The 17928-nt window shown below is 71.1% G+C and carries 18 protein-coding genes and 1 pseudogene; 1 reads left to right on the top strand and 18 read right to left on the bottom strand.

Annotated features, from left to right (window positions below):
- Positions 1–83 precede the first annotated feature (83 nt).
- From B1L11_RS23680 to pgsA, 18 genes and pseudogenes are all read right to left on the bottom strand, one after another.
- The gene (locus B1L11_RS23680; protein WP_239108514.1) at positions 84–590 is read right to left on the bottom strand and encodes an adenine phosphoribosyltransferase; all 507 of its coding nucleotides are present in this window, start codon (positions 588–590) and stop codon (positions 84–86) included.
- A 101-nt stretch (positions 591–691) separates the two neighbouring features.
- On the bottom strand, positions 692–1732 hold the full coding sequence (gene secF / locus B1L11_RS23675) for a protein translocase subunit SecF (RefSeq protein ID WP_079316520.1): 1041 nt from the start codon (positions 1730–1732) through the stop codon (positions 692–694).
- Entirely contained in the window at positions 1732–3450 is a 1719-nt protein-coding gene (gene secD, locus B1L11_RS23670; protein WP_079316519.1) for a protein translocase subunit SecD, read from the bottom strand. The genes secF and secD overlap by 1 nt, the downstream gene beginning before the upstream one ends.
- 113 nt (positions 3451–3563) lie before the next feature.
- Entirely contained in the window at positions 3564–3920 is a 357-nt protein-coding gene (gene yajC, locus B1L11_RS23665) for a preprotein translocase subunit YajC (RefSeq protein WP_079316518.1), read from the bottom strand.
- 242 nt (positions 3921–4162) lie between these two features.
- Positions 4163–5214 (bottom strand): annotated as a pseudogene (gene ruvB, locus B1L11_RS23660) (Holliday junction branch migration DNA helicase RuvB).
- A 95-nt stretch (positions 5215–5309) separates the two neighbouring features.
- Positions 5310–5930, bottom strand: coding sequence for a Holliday junction branch migration protein RuvA (gene ruvA / locus B1L11_RS23655; protein ID WP_079316517.1), 621 nt, complete (start codon positions 5928–5930; stop codon positions 5310–5312).
- The gene (ruvC, locus tag B1L11_RS23650) at positions 5927–6529 is read right to left on the bottom strand and encodes a crossover junction endodeoxyribonuclease RuvC (RefSeq protein ID WP_079316542.1); all 603 of its coding nucleotides are present in this window, start codon (positions 6527–6529) and stop codon (positions 5927–5929) included. The genes ruvA and ruvC overlap by 4 nt, the downstream gene beginning before the upstream one ends.
- A 121-nt stretch (positions 6530–6650) precedes the next feature.
- Positions 6651–7331 (bottom strand): sterol carrier protein domain-containing protein, encoded by a 681-nt coding sequence (locus B1L11_RS51715; protein WP_256862821.1) that lies wholly within the window; start codon positions 7329–7331, stop codon positions 6651–6653.
- Positions 7322–7837, bottom strand: coding sequence for an enhanced intracellular survival protein Eis (eis, locus tag B1L11_RS51710; RefSeq protein ID WP_256862820.1), 516 nt, complete (start codon positions 7835–7837; stop codon positions 7322–7324). Before eis ends, B1L11_RS51715 begins: the two co-directional genes overlap by 10 nt.
- 70 nt (positions 7838–7907) lie before the next feature.
- A complete protein-coding gene (locus B1L11_RS23640; RefSeq protein ID WP_079316516.1) occupies positions 7908–8660 on the bottom strand; it encodes a YebC/PmpR family DNA-binding transcriptional regulator in 753 nt (250 codons plus the stop codon).
- A 3-nt stretch (positions 8661–8663) separates the two neighbouring features.
- On the bottom strand, positions 8664–9254 hold the full coding sequence (gene pdxT, locus B1L11_RS23635; RefSeq protein ID WP_079316515.1) for a pyridoxal 5'-phosphate synthase glutaminase subunit PdxT: 591 nt from the start codon (positions 9252–9254) through the stop codon (positions 8664–8666).
- Between the two features lie 66 nt (positions 9255–9320).
- On the bottom strand, positions 9321–9746 hold the full coding sequence (locus B1L11_RS23630) for a MarR family winged helix-turn-helix transcriptional regulator (RefSeq protein ID WP_079316514.1): 426 nt from the start codon (positions 9744–9746) through the stop codon (positions 9321–9323).
- Between the two features lie 196 nt (positions 9747–9942).
- Positions 9943–10857, bottom strand: a complete 915-nt coding sequence (gene pdxS / locus B1L11_RS23625) for a pyridoxal 5'-phosphate synthase lyase subunit PdxS (RefSeq protein ID WP_079316513.1) — start codon at positions 10855–10857, stop codon at positions 9943–9945.
- Positions 10858–10964: 107 nt separating this feature from the next.
- Positions 10965–11966, bottom strand: coding sequence for a DUF3048 domain-containing protein (locus B1L11_RS23620; protein ID WP_079316512.1), 1002 nt, complete (start codon positions 11964–11966; stop codon positions 10965–10967).
- Between the two features lie 135 nt (positions 11967–12101).
- On the bottom strand, positions 12102–12641 hold the full coding sequence (locus B1L11_RS23615; protein ID WP_079316511.1) for a hypothetical protein: 540 nt from the start codon (positions 12639–12641) through the stop codon (positions 12102–12104).
- Complete coding sequence (locus B1L11_RS23610; protein ID WP_079316510.1) at positions 12638–13771, bottom strand: glycosyltransferase family 4 protein; 1134 nt, start codon at positions 13769–13771, stop codon at positions 12638–12640. The genes B1L11_RS23615 and B1L11_RS23610 overlap by 4 nt, the downstream gene beginning before the upstream one ends.
- The gene (locus tag B1L11_RS23605) at positions 13768–14742 is read right to left on the bottom strand and encodes a phosphatidylinositol mannoside acyltransferase (protein ID WP_079316509.1); all 975 of its coding nucleotides are present in this window, start codon (positions 14740–14742) and stop codon (positions 13768–13770) included. The genes B1L11_RS23610 and B1L11_RS23605 overlap by 4 nt, the downstream gene beginning before the upstream one ends.
- Positions 14739–15344, bottom strand: coding sequence for a phosphatidylinositol phosphate synthase (pgsA, locus tag B1L11_RS23600; protein ID WP_079316541.1), 606 nt, complete (start codon positions 15342–15344; stop codon positions 14739–14741). Before pgsA ends, B1L11_RS23605 begins: the two co-directional genes overlap by 4 nt.
- Positions 15345–15594: 250 nt before the next feature.
- Here pgsA and B1L11_RS23595 point away from each other — a divergent pair, with 250 nt between their 5' ends.
- Positions 15595–17727 carry an elongation factor G-like protein EF-G2 gene (locus tag B1L11_RS23595; protein ID WP_079316508.1) on the top strand — a complete coding sequence of 711 codons (2133 nt, stop codon included), beginning with the start codon at positions 15595–15597 and terminating at the stop codon, positions 17725–17727.
- Positions 17728–17928: the final 201 nt, after the last annotated feature.

Here is a 17928-nt window from a genome sequence, read left to right as displayed (position 1 = left end):
CCTCACGTCGAGTCCAGATTCCACAGTGTATCCGTGCTGCCACAGCACTCTCGGCCGCGTGCCCCCTGAGCGGCCCGCACGGCTCAGACGGCGAGCAGGGTGCGGACGTCCAGGCCCGGCAGCCGGTCGCGGCCGGAGAGGAAGGACAGCTCCATCAGGAAGGACACGGCCACGACCTCCGCGCCCGTCCTTCTGACCAGCTCCACCGCCGCCCGGGCCGTGCCGCCCGTGGCGAGGACGTCGTCCACGATCAGGACCCGGTCGCCGGGGTCGAAGGCGTCGGCGTGCACCTCGATCGTCGCGGAGCCGTACTCCAGATCATAGGACGCCTCGTACGTGTCGGCGGGCAATTTGCCCTTTTTGCGCACTGGTACGAACCCCGCACCGCTGCGGTAGGCCACCGGCGCGGCGAGGATGAAGCCCCGCGCCTCGATGCCGACCACCTTGTCGAACGCCAGGCCGTCCCCGAGCTCGTCCACGACCTGCGTGAAGGCCGCGTGGTCCGCCAGCAGCGGGGTGATGTCCTTGAAGAGGATGCCCGGCTTCGGATAGTCCGGGACATCCCTGATGAGAGCCGTCCAGTCAGTCACGACGCCCAAGCCTAACGGGATCGCCCGAGATAAGGCCCCGCCCGACATGAAGGCGCCCCCGGAACCGGGCGGGTTCCGGGGGCACCTGCGACGAGACGGCGTCAGCGCTTCTTGCGCTTCTCCGTGGTCGTGGTGGTGACGTTCTGCGAGCCGGCCGAGACGGGCTCCTTGGCGGCGGCCTTGGCGGCGGAGACCTGCTTGGCGTGCACCCGCTGGGCCAGCGCCTGCCACTTGGGCTCCCGCTCCTTGAGCGTGACCAGGATCGGCGTCGCCACGCACAGGGACGAGTACGTACCGACGATCATGCCGACGAACAGGGCCAGCGACAGGTCCTTCAGCGTGCCCGCGCCGAGCAGCGTGGTGCCGATGAACAGGATCGCCGCCACCGGCAGGATCGCCACCAGCGAGGTGTTCAGCGACCGGATCAGCGTGTGGCTGAGCGCGTTGTTGGCGGCCTGCGTGTAGGTCATCTTCGCGCTCGTGCCGAGCTTGCCGGTGACCTCCTTGATCATGTCGAAGACGACGACCGCGTCGTACAACGAGTAACCGAGGATCGTGAGGAAGCCGAGCATGGTCGCCGGGGTGACCTCGAAGCCCGACCAGGCGTAGACGCCCGCGGTGATCACGAGGTCGTGGACGAGGGCGACGATCGCCGCGAGGGCCATCCGCCACTCGAAGGCCACCGACAGGTACAGCATGATCGCGATCATGAAGACCGCGAGGCCGATCCAGGCCTTCTGCGAGACCTCACCACCCCAGGTCGCGCCGATGACCTGCGAGCTGACCTGGTCCTCCGTGACGCCGTACTTCTGGGCGACCGTCTGCTGGACCTTGGTCACCTCGTCGCCCTTGAGGCTCTCGGTGGTGACCCGCCAGTTCGGGCCGGCCTGCTGCACGATGACCTGGTGGACTCCGGCGTCCGCGACGGTCTCGCGGACCTGTTCGAGGCTGGAGCCGGGTGTGCGCTTGAAGTCGAACACCGAGCCGCCCCGGAACTCCACGCCCAGGTTCAGCCCGTGCAGCGCCAGGCCCAGGATGGAGACGGCCAGCAGGAAGACCGACAGGCCGTACCAGATCTTGCGCTTGCCGACGAAGTCGATGTTGATGTCGCCGCGGTAGAGGCGGCTGATCACTCCCGGCATCACGCCTCCTGCAGAGTCTGCTCGGCGGGGCTGGTGCGGCCCATGCGCTCCGCGTCGAGTCCGGACAGCTTGTGGCCCTTCGAGAAGAACCGCAACCGCGCCACGAGGGACATCAGCGGCTTGGTGAACAGGAACACCACCACGATGTCGATGAGCGTCGTCAGGCCCATCGCGAACGCGAAGCCGGCCACGTCGCCGACCGCGAGGAAGTAGAGCACCACCGCGGCGATGAACATGACGGCGTCGGCGACCAGGATGGTCCGCCGGGCGCGCCGCCAGGCCACCTCCACCGCCGAGCGCAGCGTGCGGTGACCCTCCTTGATCTCGTCGCGGATCCGTTCGAAGTACACGATGAACGAGTCCGCGGTGATGCCGATCGAGACCACCAGGCCGATGATGTGCGGCAGCGAGAGCCGGAAGCCGGCGTTGTGGCTCAGCACGTCCACCGTCAGGTAGGTGAACACGGTGGCCACGCCCAGGCTGGCGATGCCGATGAGCCCGAGGCCGCGGTAGTAGAGCAGCAGGTAGATCATGACGACGATCAGGCCGAGCGCGCCGGAGATGAGACCGCCGTTGAGCTGGTCCTGCCCGAGGGTCGAGGAGACCGACACGACAGAGCTCTGCTGGAACTTCAGCGGCAGCGCGCCGTACTTGAGCTGGTCGGCCAGCTCGGTGGCCGTCTTCTGGGTGAAGCTGCCGGAGATGCGGGCGCTGCCGCCGGGGATGGCCTCTTCGATCGTCGGAGCGACGATCACGACGCCGTCCAGCACGTTGGCGAGCTGGTTGCGCGGGGCCGGCAGGCTGGTGATGCGCCGGGTGATGTCGGCGAACTGGGTGGCGCCCTTCGACTTGAAGTCGACCTGGACGATCCACTCACCGGTGGTGGGGTCGGTGCCCGCCTGCGCGCCGCTGATCTCGGTGCCCTGCACCGCGGCCTTGTCCAGGATGTACCGCGCCGAGCCGTCGTCGCTGCAGGCGACGATCTGCTTGTTCGGGTCGTCGATGGCGCCCTGGCCGCGGTTCTTCGCGGTGCAGTCGATCTTGCGGAACTCGGTGAGCAGCGCCGGGTCGATGCCGCTGGTGTCCTGACCGGCCAGTGGGTCGCTCGTGTCCTCCGGGCTCGCCGTCGGCGTGGGGCTGGGAGCCGCCGAGGGCGACGCCTTGGCCCGGGCCCCCCGGGCTGTCCCGGCGCCCGCCCTGTGGTGAGTCGTGGCCCTCGTCGAGGTGCTCGGCTCCGGCGACGGCGCGGTCAGCGCCTTCGACAGGGCACGGCCCGCCGGGGTCGCGTTCCCGTTCGGGGCCGCGCTTTCCCTGGCCGGCGTGGACGCCTTCGAAGTGGCCGCCGGCGTCGCCGCGGCCGACCCGCTGGGCGTGGGCGCCGCCGTGGGCACCTGAGCCGGCGGCGCCTTGGCGGCGGCCACCGCGAGCACCTGCCGCATGCGCAGTTCGGCGGTGGTCGACACCAGCCGGAGCGCCTCCTCCCGGCCCGCGCCCGGGATCTGGATCACGATGTTGTCGTTCGACTTCGCGACCTGGGCGTCGGAGATGCCGGTGCCGTTGACGCGCTGCCGAATGATCGTCACGGCTCGGTCGAGGCTCTCCTGCGACGGCGCCTTCCCGTTCGCCGTGACCGGCGAGAGCGTCACAGTGGTGCCGCCCGCGAGGTCGAGGCCGAACTTGGGAACGAACGCCTTCTGGAGGGCGACCGTCGCGCCCATGACGAGGATGAGCGCAAGGAGCAGCAGGAGTGTGCGTCCAGGCTTGCTCTGGCTACTGGTCGGTGGGGCCACTGGAGGTCAGTTCTTTCGTCGAAAGGTTGTGATCAGCCTACTCAGGACTGCTTGGTGCTCGTATCGTCACCGTTCCCCGTGTCGGGACCATCCGTCACGGTCTCTTCGGCCTCCCCGTCCGTCACCTCGTCCACGGGAGTGAGCACCCGGCCGATCGCCGCTTTGGCCCAGCGGGTCTCGACGCCGGGGGCCACCTCCAGCACGACGTCGTCGTCCTGCAGTGCGACGACCGTCGCGAACAGGCCTGTCGTGGTCATGACCCGGACGCCCGGGGTCAGGGAGTTCTGCATCTGGATCTGCTCCTGCTGCCGCTTGCGCTGGGGGCGGATCAGGAGGAAGTAGAAAACCACTACCAGCAAGATCAGTGGCAGGAACGTCCCAAGCGGGTTGTTACCCACGGGGGCCACCCTTCCGTAACGTGATGAACCGGCCTGACGCCGGAGGTCTTGTGCGCTTCACACGCGGGCCACCGCGACTTCTCGCGTGTGCGGCCAGTCAAGCCACGCAGTGTATGCGAGCACGCAGAAGCCCGGCAACGAACCCACGGCTCGGCGGGCAGGAAAGTTCCCGTTTCATGGGCTTCGCAATCGGTCTGTTACCTCTTTGCCCCAGTTTCCGCTTCCAGCCGCCGCGCCGGCGTTCAGGACTCGTCGAAGAGCGTCGGCACCGCCACCGAGCCGACCGCGTCAGGAGGCGGAGTCAGGCCGAGATGCGCCCAGGCGGCGGCGGTGGCGACGCGGCCCCTCGGGGTGCGGGCCAGCAGGCCCTGCCGCACCAGGAAGGGCTCGGCCACGACCTCGACGGTCTCCGGCTCCTCCCCCACGGCCACGGCGAGCGTCGACAGGCCCACCGGGCCGCCGCCGAACTTGCGCAGCAGCGCGTCGAGCACGGCCCGGTCGAGCCGGTCCAGCCCCTCGGCGTCGACCTCGTACAGGTTGAGCGCCGCCGCCGCGATCTCACGGGTGATCACGCCCTCCGCGCGGACCTCTGCGAAGTCGCGCACCCGCCGGAGCAGGCGGTTGGCGATGCGGGGCGTGCCGCGCGAGCGGCGGGCGATCTCGTAGGCGCCCTCGTCCGGCAGCTCCACCGACAGCAGCCGCGCGGAGCGCCGCAGCACCTGCTCGAGCTCGGCGACCTCGTAGAAGTCCATGTGGGCGGTGAAGCCGAACCTGTCGCGCAGCGGCGCGGGCAGCAGCCCCGCCCGGGTGGTGGCCCCGACCAGCGTGAACGGGGCGATGTCGAGGGGGATCGAGGTGGCGCCCGGGCCCTTGCCGACGACGATGTCCACCCGGAAGTCCTCCATGGCGAGGTAGAGCATCTCCTCCGCCGGGCGGGCCATGCGGTCGGATCTCGTCGATGAACAGGACCTCGCCCTCGGTCAGGCGTGGACACGGATCGCGGCGAGGTCGCCGGCGCGCTCCAGCGCCGGCCCGAGGTCATCCGCAGCGGCGCGCCGAGCTCAGAGGCGATGATCATGGCGAGCGTCGTCTTGCCGAGCCCGGGGCCGCCGCTCATCAGGACGTGGTCGGGCGGGCGGTTGCGGCGCAGGGCGCTCTCCAGCACCAGCGACAACTGCTCGCGCACCCGGCCCTGGCCGATGAACTCGTCCAGGCGCCGGGGACGCAGCGCGGCCTCGATCGCCCGCTCGTCGCCCTCGGGTTCCGGGGACACGAGATCCCGCTCGAAGCTCACTCGACACCATCCGCTCGGCCTGCCGGGACCCGTCCGCTTCCCGGTGAAAATTTCATCGAACCATCAGCCCGCCACACACCACACGGCTCACGAGGTCACCGCACGCTCAGCGCCCGCAGGGCGGACTTGAGCAGCGCGGCCACCTGGGGGCTGCGGCCGGCCGCGATCTCCGCCTCGGCCTCCGCGGTGACCGCCGCGACCGCCTCGTCGGCGTCCCTGGACGAGTAGCCGAGCCCGACCAGTCCCGAGTGGACCTGGTCGCGCCAGACGGGTGCCGCCGCCGCACCGTTCAGCGCGGCGTCGACGGCCGCCGCCGGGGTGCCGAGCTTGTCCTTGAGTTCGAGCACGATGCGCTGCGCGCCCTTCTGGCCGATGCCGGGCACCATCGTCAGGGCCTTGATGTCGGCGCTCGCCACCGCGACCCGCAGCGCGTTGGGCGCGTGGACCGCGAGCATGGCCAGGGCCAGGCGCGGCCCGACCCCGCTGGCCGTCTGGAGCAGTTCGAAGACCGTGCGCTCGTCGTCGGAGGCGAAGCCGTACAGCGTGAGCGAGTCCTCGCGGACGACGAGCGAGGTGGACAGCCGGGCGGGTTCGCCGACGCGCAGCCCGGCCAGGGTGCCGGGAGTGCAGTGGACGAGCATTCCGACGCCGCCCACCTCGACCACGGCGCTGTCGGCCCCGATCGCCGCCACCTGCCCCGCAACGGATGCGATCACCGCGTGTTCCCTCCCCGGTCCGGACGCCCGGCCGCGACTTCGCCGGGCCTCCCAGTCCTACCAGAGCCCGCGGGGACCGTACCCCCGGAACGGGCCCGGGCCAGGGCGTCGCCCAGGCGGTGCTGCACGCCGCCGCGCCAGACGTGGCAGATGGCCAGGGCGAGCGCGTCGGCCGCGTCCGCGGGCTTGGGCATGGCGTCGAGCCGCAGCAGCCGGGTGACCATCGTGCCGACCTGCTTCTTGTCGGCGTTGCCGTTGCCCGTGATGGCGGCCTTGACCTCGCTCGGCGTGTGCAGCGCGACCGGCAGCCCCCGCCGGGCGGCGCAGACGATCGCGACGGCCGACGCCTGGGCCGTCCCCATGACCGTACGGACGTTGTGCTGGGCGAAGACCCGCTCGACGGCGACCGCGTCGGGCCTGATCTCGTCGAGCCAGCGCTCGATCTCCGCCTCGATGACGACCAGCCGGGACCCGATGTCGTCGTCGGCCGGGGTGCGGACCACCCCGACCGACAGCAGGCTCAGCGGCGCGCCCGGACGGCCCTCCACGGCGCCGAGACCACACCGCGTCAGCCCCGGGTCCACGCCCATCACCCGCAGTTGGGGCAACCGCACCGGCACGCCTCCCTGATCCCGGCGGCGCGGCCACCGCGCGGCCGCCACTGCGCCGAACATCTGTTCGGTCGGTCACTCTATCGCGATCAGCGGCCGAGCGGGTGCGTCAGAAGTAGTCGATCATGTACGCGCTGCAGCCGAACGCGGCGTCCAGCGCGTCGTCGGCGTCGGGAGAGCCGCCGGTCAGCAGGCCGGCGCGGCGGAGCGTGGCCGTGGGCACCCCGGCGAACAGCGCGGACATCCCGCCGATCGTGAGCCGCGTCGCGTCCCCGTGTGCCCCCTCGCCACTCGCCACATCCCGCCGCGTCACGGAGCCGGAGCCGCCGTCCACCCGCAGCAGCCATGCGCCCGCGTTGCCCGGGCGCCGGGAGTCGGTCACCTCGACGGGGGTCTCGACGCGGACCCCGGCGGGGAAGCCCCGCCCCTCGACCGCGGCGGGCAGGTCGATCAGCCGGAACATCCACCGGGTCTGGGTGACCTCGTCCTTCGACCGCTCCCGCAGCATCCAGAGCACCGGGTCGGCCGGGTCGACGCAGGCGGTCACCGACTTCGCGACGGACGAGGCGCTGCCGACCATCGACCACAGGGCCCTGGCCGTCGCCTCCGACCCCGCCAGCAGGTTGTCGACCTCGATGTTCCCGTCGCTCCACCGGTAGACGACGAACCCGTCCTCGGCCAGATAGCAGAAGTCGTCGTCGTCCTCCAGCCACAGCCGCCAGGTCCGCTCGTCGAAGCACAGCGGCCCGCTCGCGCGCGTGGCGGCGTGCACCCTGCCGATCAGCGCCACGAGCTCGCCGCGTCGGCGGGACCCATCCGGCGCAGCTTGACCGCGCCGGCCGCGCCGCCGGGGCCGCCCAGCGTGCGCAGCGCCTCGGAGGGCAGGGTGACCCGCTGGAGCACGCCGGCGTGCTCGTACCCCGCGCTCCGGTACAGCGGCGTGGTGGCCGGGTAGAGCGCGGAGACCGCGTGGCCGAGCTCCGCGCAGCGCTCGATCGCCGCGTCCATGAGCGCCCGGCCCACTCCCCTGCCGCGGTCCTCCGGCGCCACCGTCACGCTCGCCACGCCGCCCATGGACTGCGGGCGGCCGTGCCACCACTGGACGTACGGGTTGACCCTGGCCGTGCCGAGGAGACGGGAGCCGTCGAAGGCGCCCAGGTAACGGCCTTCCGGCAGCATCGGGGAGACGAGCTTGCGCCAGGTCTCGGCACCGCCGCCGGACAAGGGGCCGAAGGCGCGCCTGCGGTTGTCGAGGACGGCGTCCAGGTCGTCGCTCGTGAGATGACGGATTTCCACAACCGGCCAAGCTATGCGGGCACCGGCGGCCTCTGCCACCGGTTTTCCGCCCCTCTGCCCGGCTCCGGCGTCAGGCCTCGACCTTCTCCATGACCTCGTCGCTCACGTCGAAGTTCGCCCAGACGTTCTGCACGTCGTCGCTGTCCTCGAGCGCGTCGATGAGCTTGAAGACCTTGCGGGCGCCCTCCTCGTCGAGGGGGACGTTGAGCGTGGGGACGAAGCTCATCTCGGCCGACTCGTAGTCGATGCCCGCGTCCTGCAGCGCCTTGCGCACGGGGATCAGGTCGGAGGCCTCGCAGACCACCTCGAAGTTCTCGCCGAGGTCGTTGACCTCCTCGGCCCCCGCGTCGAGGACGGCCATGAGCACGTCGTCCTCGGTCAGCGACCCCTTGGGGACGATCACGACGCCCTTGCGGTTGAACATGTACGACACCGAGCCGGGGTCGGCGAGCGAGCCGCCGTTGCGGGTCAGCGCCACGCGCACCTCGGACGCCGCGCGGTTGCGGTTGTCGGTGAGGCACTCGATGAGGACCGCGACGCCGCCGGGGGCGTAGCCCTCGTACATGATCGTCTGCCAGTCGGCGCCGCCGGCCTCGAGGCCGCCGCCGCGCTTGCGGGCCCGCTCGATGTTGTCGATCGGGACCGAGTTCTTCCTGGCCTTGGTGATGGCGTCGAACAGCGTGGGGTTGCCGTCCGGGTCGGGCCCGCCGGTCCTGGCCGCGACCTCGATGTTCTTGATGAGCTTGGCGAAAAGCTTGCCGCGCTTGGAGTCCAGCGCCGCCTTCTTGTGCTTCGTCGTCGCCCATTTGGAGTGGCCGGACATCGCCTAGAGCTCCCTCACCATTTCGACAAAATACGAGTGCACCCGCGCGTCGCCGGTCAGCTCCGGATGGAAGGACGTCGCGAGCAACGGTCCCTGTCGGACCGCGACGATCCTATCCCCAGCTTCGGTGCGGCCCAGCACCTCCACGTCGGGCCCCACGGACTCGACCCAGGGCGCGCGGATGAAGACGGCCCTGATCGTCCCGCGCCCGGCGAAGTCGAGATCGGCCTCGAACGAGTCGACCTGGCGGCCGAAGGCGTTGCGCCGGACCACCATGTCGATGCCGCCCAGCGTCTCCTGGCCCTCGATGCCGCCCTCGATACGGTCAGCCAGCATGATCATTCCGGCGCACGAGCCGTAGGCGGGCATGCCCTCCTTGATCCGCAGCCGCAGCGGTTCGAGCAGCTCGAAGGTGGTGGCGAGCTTCCACATCGTGGTCGACTCCCCGCCCGGGACGACCAGCGCGTCCACCGCGGCGAGCTCCTCCTGCCTGCGCACCGGCGTGGCGGTCGCGCCCGACTCCTCCAGGGCGCGGATGTGCTCGCGCACGTCGCCCTGCAGGGCGAGCACGCCGATCTTGGGTGCGGACGTCACGGTTTCCCTTCCTGTGGTGACCCTGTTCAGGGTATGGCCGCGGTCTTGCGCGCCCAAAACGATAAATCAGGAGCGGCCCAGCTTGGCCAGGGCGGGGAGGGCACGGGCGATGGCCGAGCGTTCCTCGGCGGTCAGCGCGTCCAGCCGGCCGGACAGGTAGGCGATCCTGGCCTGCCGTACGGCCCGGAGACGGTCGCGGCCCTCGCCGGTCAGCTCGACGGTGCGCACCCGGGCGTCGGAGGCGTCGGTGCCCCGGGCGACGAGACCGGCCTCCTCCAGGCGGTTGACCTGCACGCTCATCGTCGGAAGCTGCACGCCGTGCTCCTCGGCCAGCTCGGTCATCCGGCGCGCGCCGTCCTCAAGGGAGCCGAGCACGGAGTACTGCTGGGCGGTGACCGGCTGCCCGGCCGTCGTACGGCGCAGCAGCATCACGATGTGGCGCAGTTCGCGCGACAGGTTCTCGGCGAGCCGTCCGGTGTCGTCGGTCGTCATAGCAGGTCACCCTAGCGGTGGCCGGTCCGGGACAGACGAAGCAGGCCGCGGGAGGCCGGTTCGCCCGCCGCCTCGGGCGTCGGCATGGGGAAGTCGTGCACGCAAAGACGCTCGGCTGGATTTCCCAGCCGAGCGTCTCGCCTCGCTTCCGGCACGCCGTCGCCGGCGGCCCTTTCGGATGTTCCCGGAGCCGTGCCTACCAGCCGCGCTCGGCGAGGCGGTGCGGCACGGGGATGTCGTCGACGTTGATGCCGACCATCGCCTCGCCCAGGCCGCGCGAGACCTTGGCGATCACGTCAGGGTCGTCGTAGAACGTGGTGGCCTTGACGATGGCGGCGGCGCGCTTGGCCGGGTCGCCGGACTTGAAGATGCCCGAGCCGACGAACACGCCCTCGGCGCCGAGCTGCATCATCATCGCGGCGTCGGCCGGGGTGGCGATGCCGCCCGCGGTGAACAGCACCACCGGCAGCTTGCCGGTCTTGGCGACCTCGGCCACCAGCTCGTACGGCGCCTGCAGTTCCTTGGCGGCGACGTACAGCTCGTCCTCGGGCAGCGAGGTGAGGCGCTTGATCTCGCCCCGGATCTTGCGCATGTGGGTGGTGGCGTTGGAGACGTCGCCGGTCCCGGCCTCACCCTTGGAGCGGATCATCGCGGCGCCCTCGGTGATGCGGCGCAGCGCCTCGCCGAGGTTGGTGGCCCCGCACACGAAGGGGACGGTGAACTGCCACTTGTCGATGTGGTTGGCGTAGTCGGCCGGGGTGAGCACCTCGGACTCGTCGATGTAGTCGACGCCGAGCGCCTGGAGCACCTGTGCCTCGACGAAGTGGCCGATCCTGGCCTTGGCCATCACCGGGATGGAGACGGCGTTGATGATGCCCTCGATCATGTCGGGGTCGCTCATCCGGGAAACCCCGCCCTGGGCGCGGATGTCGGCGGGGACACGCTCCAGCGCCATGACGGCGACGGCTCCGGCGTCCTCGGCGATCTTGGCCTGCTCCGGGGTGACGACGTCCATGATGACACCGCCCTTGAGCATCTCGGCCATGCCGCGCTTCACGCGGGCGGTGCCGACGGCGGTGGTCTCGTTGACTTCGGGGGTGCTGCTGGACACGGTGCTACCTCACGACGGCGGGCCTACGGATTCCCCTCCATGGTAGGTGCTGGCCCGTCCCGCCCCCGACGCACCCATATGTCAGAGTCGATCAGGCCTTTTGTCCATCACGGCGCGACGGGTTTGCGCGAGGCGAGCACGACCCAGACCTGGCCGCGGGCGAACGGCATCGGCGTGCCGTCGGCCATGGTGTAGGTGGTGCCCTCCTTCTCCGAGGCGCGCGACCACTTCACCCGGTAGGCCTGGCCGTCCCTGAGCACGACGCCGGTGCCCTTGCCCACGGTGTGCACGAGCGGGGTGTAGCTGCCGGTGAAGTCGTGGAACTCCGAGCGGTCGGTCTTCACCCACTGGATGACGATCGTCGGGGCCCCCTGCTGGCCTCCCTCGGCCGCCATGTCCTTCTCGCCGTCCTGCGTCACCAGCCAGCGCTTCTGCGCCGCCGACCAGGCGAACGTGAAGCGGGCCGCCGGGTAGCGGACGGAGACGCTCTTCTGCGGCGTGCCCCCGGCCGGCGGTTCGTCGGAGAAGACGAAGCCGATGTCGTCGGCCTTGCTCGCCTGCGGCGCCTTGGCGAGCAGCTTCCTGGGGCTGCCGATCAGGTTGTACGGCGCGACCCGGCCCTGCGCACGGGTGTACGCGCCGGGGACCCGGCTGTCGGACACGTCGAACAGCGAGGCCTTCTGGACGTAGGGGATCATCTTCGTCTGCACCCCGGAGTAGGCCAGGGCGGGCTTGCCGAACATCGGGAGGATGTGCAGGTCGGAGATGCGGGCGCTGCGGACCGGCCCCACCTGGGCGGGCAGCTTCGAGGAGAAGATCGCCATGAGCCGGGTGAGCCCGCCCTCGACCTGCTCGACGAAGACGATGTCGGCGCTGCGCAGGCCCATCTGCGGTTTGCCCGCGTGGGTGTTCTCGATCTTCACCGCGAGGACCGGCTTGCGGGCGGCGACGGGGCGGCCGGTGAACGGGTGCTCGGGAGGCGGCGTCGGCGATGGGGACGCCAGCGGGCTCGCCTCCTGGGACTGGGCGGCGGGCTTGTCGTCGCCCGAACACGCGGTTCCGGTCAGGATGACCGCCATGGCCAGCGTGAAGCCGATCCCTGCCCGCACCGTACCCGCTCCTCCCGGTGGAGAGCCCCCGCCACCAGGCACGACGGACCTGGCCCACGCGGACCCGTTGACCAGCATGGCAATGAAACGGCATGAGCTTACCGGGATCCGCCCGAAATGCCCGACAAAAAGTGACTATCCAGTAGCGAGGGCTTCGGGCGGTTCGTCGTCGATGTCGAAGAAGCGGGGCGGATCGGTGTGCCCCGCCAGGCGCAGCGTGCGGGCCAGCCAGCGCCGCTGCGCCGTACGGGTGACCGCGGCGGCGTTGTTGTAGAAGCGGCGCGAGTAGACGACCTTGGCGACCGCGGTGTCCAGTTCCTCCAGCAGCGCCGCCCCCGCGGGGTGCTCGGCCAGCTTCTCCCGGAACCGCTCCTGGTCGACCACCGCCCGCAGGGTCCTCGACAGGTCGCTCTCGGCGTGCTCGCGCTCGTCCGGGCCCGCCGTACGGGCCTCGTGGGCGGCCGCCGCGAGCACCAGCGAGGTGGCGGGGTCGAGGATGCGCGAGCCGGCTAGCTCCAGGCAGACCGCGGCGCGGCGCAGCAACGCGGCGTCGAGCGCGGCCTGCGCGGTCTCCAGGCGGATGTGGAGACGGTCCAGCCGCCCGGCCCGCCACGAGACGTAGACGGCGAACAGCACGACGACCACGGCCGCCACGAGGATCAGGGTCGTGGTCACGGCAGCGCGTCCTCCACCACACCCGTGCTGGAGTGGGTCACCGTCTCGTAGACGCGCACGACCTCCCGCGCGACCGTGGACCAGTCGTACTTCCACACGGCCTGGCGGGCCTCGTCGGACAGTTTGGCGCGGCGTTCCGGGTCGTCGAGCAGCCGGGCCGCCTCCCTGGCCAGGGCGGCGGGGTCCCCGGTGGCGAACAGCGCCCCCGCCTGCCCCTCGCCCAGCACGCGCCGGAAGGCGGGGATGTCGCTGGCGAGGATCGGCGCCCCGGCCGACATGGCCTCGGTGAGCACGATGCCGAAGCTCTCCCCGCCGAGGTTGGGCGCGCAGAAGACGTCCACGGAGTGGTAGGCGCGCACCTTGTCCGCCTCGCTCACCATGCCGAGCAGCCCGACCCTGTCCCGGTACTGCTTGGGCACCCGCCCGAGCACGTCGTCGGGGTCGCCGGGGCCGGCGATGAGCAGCCGCAGCGCGGGCCGCTCGGGGGCCAGCAGGGCGAACGCCTCCAGCAGCACGGCCAGGCCCTTGCGCGGCTCGTCCATCCGGCCGAGGAAGCCGATCACGTTGCCGTCCGGGCCCCAGCCCGGCAGCGGCTCGCCCTCGGCGTACCTGCGCACCGTGACGCCGTTCGGGATCAGCACCGCGTCGCCGCCGAGGTGCTCCACGAGCGTCTTGCGGGCGGCGTCGGAGACCGCGATCCTGCCCGTGATCTTCTCCAGCGCGCTCTGCAGCATCGGCGCGGCCACCGACATCGCCCGCGACCGCTCGTAGGAGGCGTGGAACGTCGCCACGATGGGCCCGCGGGCGACCCAGCAGGCGAGCACGCCGAGGGACGGCACGGCGGGCTCGTGCACGTGCAGCACGTCGAACCCGCCCTCCCTGATCCACTTGCGCACGCGGTTGGCCGACAGGAACCCGAACGCCAGGCGAGCGACCGACCCGTTGTACGGCACGGGCACGGCGCGGCCCGCCGGGGTCACGTACGCCTCCAGTTCGGCGTCGTCGGCCGCGGGGGCGATGACGGACACCTTGTGCCCGTCGTCGATGAGCGCCTCGGCGAGGTCCCTGATGTGCGCCTGCACGCCCCCGGGGACCTCCCAGGTGTACGGGCAGACGATGCCGACGTTCACGACCCGGCCCCGGTGCGGGGCTCCAGGTCGTCGAGCCACAGGCGCTGGAGCATGTGCCAGTCCTCCGGGTGCTCGGCGATGCCCTTCTCGAACACCGCCGCCACGGCCTGGGTCATCACCCCGACCTTCTCCTCCCGCGTCCCCTCGGTCGGGACCGGGATCTCCTCGTACACCCGGATGCCCCAGCCGTCCCCGTCGAACCACAGCACGGCGGGCAGCAGCGCGGCTCCGGTCTGGATCGCCAGCACGGCCGGTCCTGCGACCATGCGCGTCCTGGCGCCGAAGAACTCGACCTCGACGCCGGAGGCGGTCAGGTCGCGCTCGGCGGGCAGGCAGACCGGCCTGCCCTCGCGCAGCCGCTTGGCGAGCGTGCCGAACGCCATGGCGCTGCCGCCGTCCCTGGAGGTCAGCGGCAGCACCTCCATGCCGAGCTGCTCGCGGTAGGCGACGAAGCGCTCGAAGAGCGACTCCGGCTTCAGCCGCTCGGCGACGGTGGTGAAGCGGTGGCCCATGTGGACCAGCCAGGCCCCGGCGAGGTCGTAGTTGCCCATGTGGGGCAGCGCGACCACCACTCCCCTGCCCCGGGCGAGGTTGTCGAAGATGTGCTCGCCCCCGGTGGCGCGGGTGCCGTCGAGGATGCGCTCGCGGGTGTAGGCCGTGAAGCGGAACGACTCCATCCAGTACCGGAAGTAGGAGCGCATGCCGGCCCGGCTCAGGTCGCGTACGGCCTGGTCGCCGGGGTGGCCGCCGACGACGCGGGCCAGGTTGGACTCCAGGCGGCGCACGGACTTGCCCCGCCTGCGCCACAGCCAGTCGGCGAGGACCCGGAAGAACCAGGCGGCCAGCCGTTCCGGCACGTAGCGGACCACGGCCCAGCCGACGGTGTACGCCGCCGCGACCAGCCGGTCGGCGAGCGGCGCCGCGCCGGGTCTCGGTGGCCGCCCGGGGGGTGGGCCGGCCGTGCCCTTCATCTGATCACCGCCTGTCTGTAGACGTGCACCATCCGCTGGACCACCGTGACGGCGCTGGCGGCGGCGAGCAGCCAGAGCCCGGCCGCCAGGACGTACGGCACCCCGAGGCCGGACAGGCCGGCCGCGACGAGCACGACCACGAGACGCTCCCCCCGTTCGGCGATGCCGACGTTCGCGGTCATGCCGAGGCCCTCGGCCCTGGCCTTGGCGTAGGAGACCAATGCTCCCGCGACAAGACAGAAGAGCGCGACTGTCGCGAGGACGATCTCGGGCTCGTCCTTGAGGACGAAGTAGAGGATCAGCCCCGAGAAGATCGAGGCGTCGCCGAGACGGTCGAGCGTGGAGTCCAGGAACGCGCCCCACGTGCTCCCCTTGCCCGTCATCCGGGCCAGCACGCCGTCCAGGAGGTCGGCGAGCACGAAGAACGTGATGACGAGCGTTCCCGCGAACAGATGCCCGAGCGGGTAGAAGGCGAGGGCCGAGGCCACCACTCCGAGCGTGCCGATCGTGGTGATCACGTCGGGCGAGATCCCCCGGCGGGCGAGGGCTCGTCCCAGCGGGGTCATGACTCGGGTGACGGCGGGGCGCAGGATGTTCAACATCGCCGTTCGATCGTAGGCCATCCAGCGCCGCCGCATCTCGCAAGCACATTCCGCCGAAAAGTCTTGTGATATGCGCCACATGGGTAAAGGGTGAAGAGCACGCGCCCGCAGGACCGCGCGGAGATGTCACAGAGGTGAACGGTCCTGGAAAGGGCGGGCCCCCGGGCGCGGGAACAGCGACGGCACGAGCGGCCGGCGCGGGGTGCGTGCCACGTGCCCATCCCGACCGCTCAGAGATTCGGGAGGCGACGTGGCCGAAAGATCAACCGGCGCGACAACAGGGGCCGCGGGCAGGGCACCCGCGGCCGATCGGCCGGACATGGTGCGCAATGTCGTGCTGGTCGGCCATTCCGGGGCCGGGAAGACCACGCTGGTCGAGGCGCTGCTCGCGGAGACGGGCACCATCCAGCGTCCCGGCCGGGTCGAGGACGGCACCACGGTCAGCGACTTCGACGAGGTGGAGGTGCGCCAGCAGCGTTCCGTCAACCTGTCGGTCGCCCCCGTCGTCCACAACGGCATCAAGATCAATTTTCTGGACACCCCGGGATACGCGGACTTCGTCGGCGACCTGCGGGCCGGGCTGCGCGCGGCCGACGCGGCGCTGTTCGTCGTCTCGGCGGCCGAGGGGGTGGACGGGCTCACCCGCATGCTCTGGGAGGAGTGCGCGCTCGTCGGGATGCCCCGCGCCGTGGTCATCACCAAGATCGACCATCAGCGCGCCAACTTCGACGAGGTCCTCGCCACCTGCCAGGACGCGTTCGGCGACGGGGTGGCGCCGCTCTACCTGCCGGTGGACGGCACCGGGCTGCTCGGCCTGCTGTCGCAGCGGCTGTTCGACTACGGCGGCGGGCGCAGGACCGAGCGGGAGCCGGACGCCGACCAGCTGACGCTCATCGAGCAGTACCGCGGCGACCTCATCGAGGGGATCATCCAGGAGAGCGAGGACGAGTCCCTGATGGACCGCTACCTCTCCGGCGAGACGATCGACACCAAGGTGCTCATCGACGACCTGGAGAAGGCGGTCGCGCGGGCCGGCTTCTACCCGGTCCTCGCCACGGCGCCCGGCGTCGGCATGCTGGAGCTGCTGGAGATCGTCACCCAGGGCTTCCCCTCGCCCCTGGAGCACCCGCTGCCGAAGATCACCTCGATCGACGGCAAGCCGTGCAGGGAGATCACCGCCGACCCGGACGGCCCGCTCGTGGCCGAGGTCGTGAAGACCACGAGCGACCCGTACGTCGGGCGGATCAGCCTGGTCCGAGTCTTCTCGGGCACCCTGCGGCCGGACATGACGGTGCACGTCTCCGGCCACGGCCTGGCGGAACGGGGGCACGAGGACCACGACGTCGACGAGCGGGTGGGCGCGCTGTCGTCGCCGCTCGGCAAGTCGCAGCGGACCGTGGGCAAGTGCGTCGCCGGGGACATCTGCGCGGTGGCCAAGCTGTCTCGGACCGAGACGGGCGACACGCTGTCGGACAAGGACGACCCGCTGCTGGTCGAGGCGTGGACCATGCCGGAACCGCTGCTGCCGGTCGCGATCAGGGCGAAGTCCAAGGCCGACGAGGACAAGCTCAGCCAGGCCCTGGCCCGCCTGGTCGCGGAGGACCCGACCCTGCGGCTGGAGAACAACGCCGAGACCCGCCAGCTCGTGCTGTGGTGCATGGGCGAGGCGCACTCCGACGTCCTGCTCGACCGCCTGGCCAAGCGGCACGGGGTCGAGGTCGAGAAGATCGACCTGCGCGTGCCGCTGCGGGAGACCTTCGCCGGCAAGGCGCAGGGCATGGGGCGCAACGTCAAGCAGACCGGCGGCCACGGACAGTACGCGATCTGCCACATCGAGGTCGAGCCGCTGCCGTCGGGCGGCGGGTTCGAGTTCGTCGACAAGATCGTGGGCGGCGTGGTGCCGAGGCAGTTCATCCCGTCCGTGGAGAAGGGCGTGCGGGCGCAGATGGAACGCGGGGTCGTCGCCGGCTATCCGATGGTCGACGTGCGCGTCACGCTCTACGACGGCAAGGCCCACTCGGTCGACTCCTCCGACATGGCCTTCCAGATCGCCGGCCAGCTCGCGCTGAAGGACGCCGCGTCCAAGGTGGCGACGCACCTGCTCGAACCGGTGGACGAGGTGTCGGTGCTCGTGTCGGACGAGTACGTCGGAGCCGTGATGTCCGACCTGTCCTCCCGCCGTGGCAGGGTGCTCGGCACCGAGCCGGTCGGCACCGGCCGTACGCTGGTGCGCGCCGAGGTGCCGCAGCTGGAGATCACGCGGTACGCGATCGACCTGCGCTCGCTGTCCCACGGGGCGGGCACGTTCAGCCGATCCTTCCTGCGGTACGAGCCCCTCCCCGCGCACCTGGCCGACAAGGTGGCCGCGGCGGGCGAGCAGTAGCCCGAATCGGAGACCCCGGCGGCCCGCCTCCCGGCCGCCGGGGTTTTCGCAGCTCATCCGTGCCGCCGCCCGGGGCCGGGTTTCGCTCGCGCGCGGTAAGGGCAGCCCCAGGAAGTGCCCCGCGTCACGTCCGCATCACAAGTTCATTTCGTTTTTCTGGCTAAACCGCTCTTTTGCCGATGTAAGACTTATGGCCGGACT

Origin of the sequence: Microbispora sp. GKU 823 (assembly GCF_002027145.1) — a bacterium.
In the GTDB taxonomy this organism is placed as follows: Bacteria; Actinomycetota; Actinomycetes; order Streptosporangiales; family Streptosporangiaceae; genus Microbispora; species Microbispora siamensis.
Note: the sequence above shows the minus strand (reverse complement) of the source record. Positions and strands in the feature narration are given on the sequence as shown.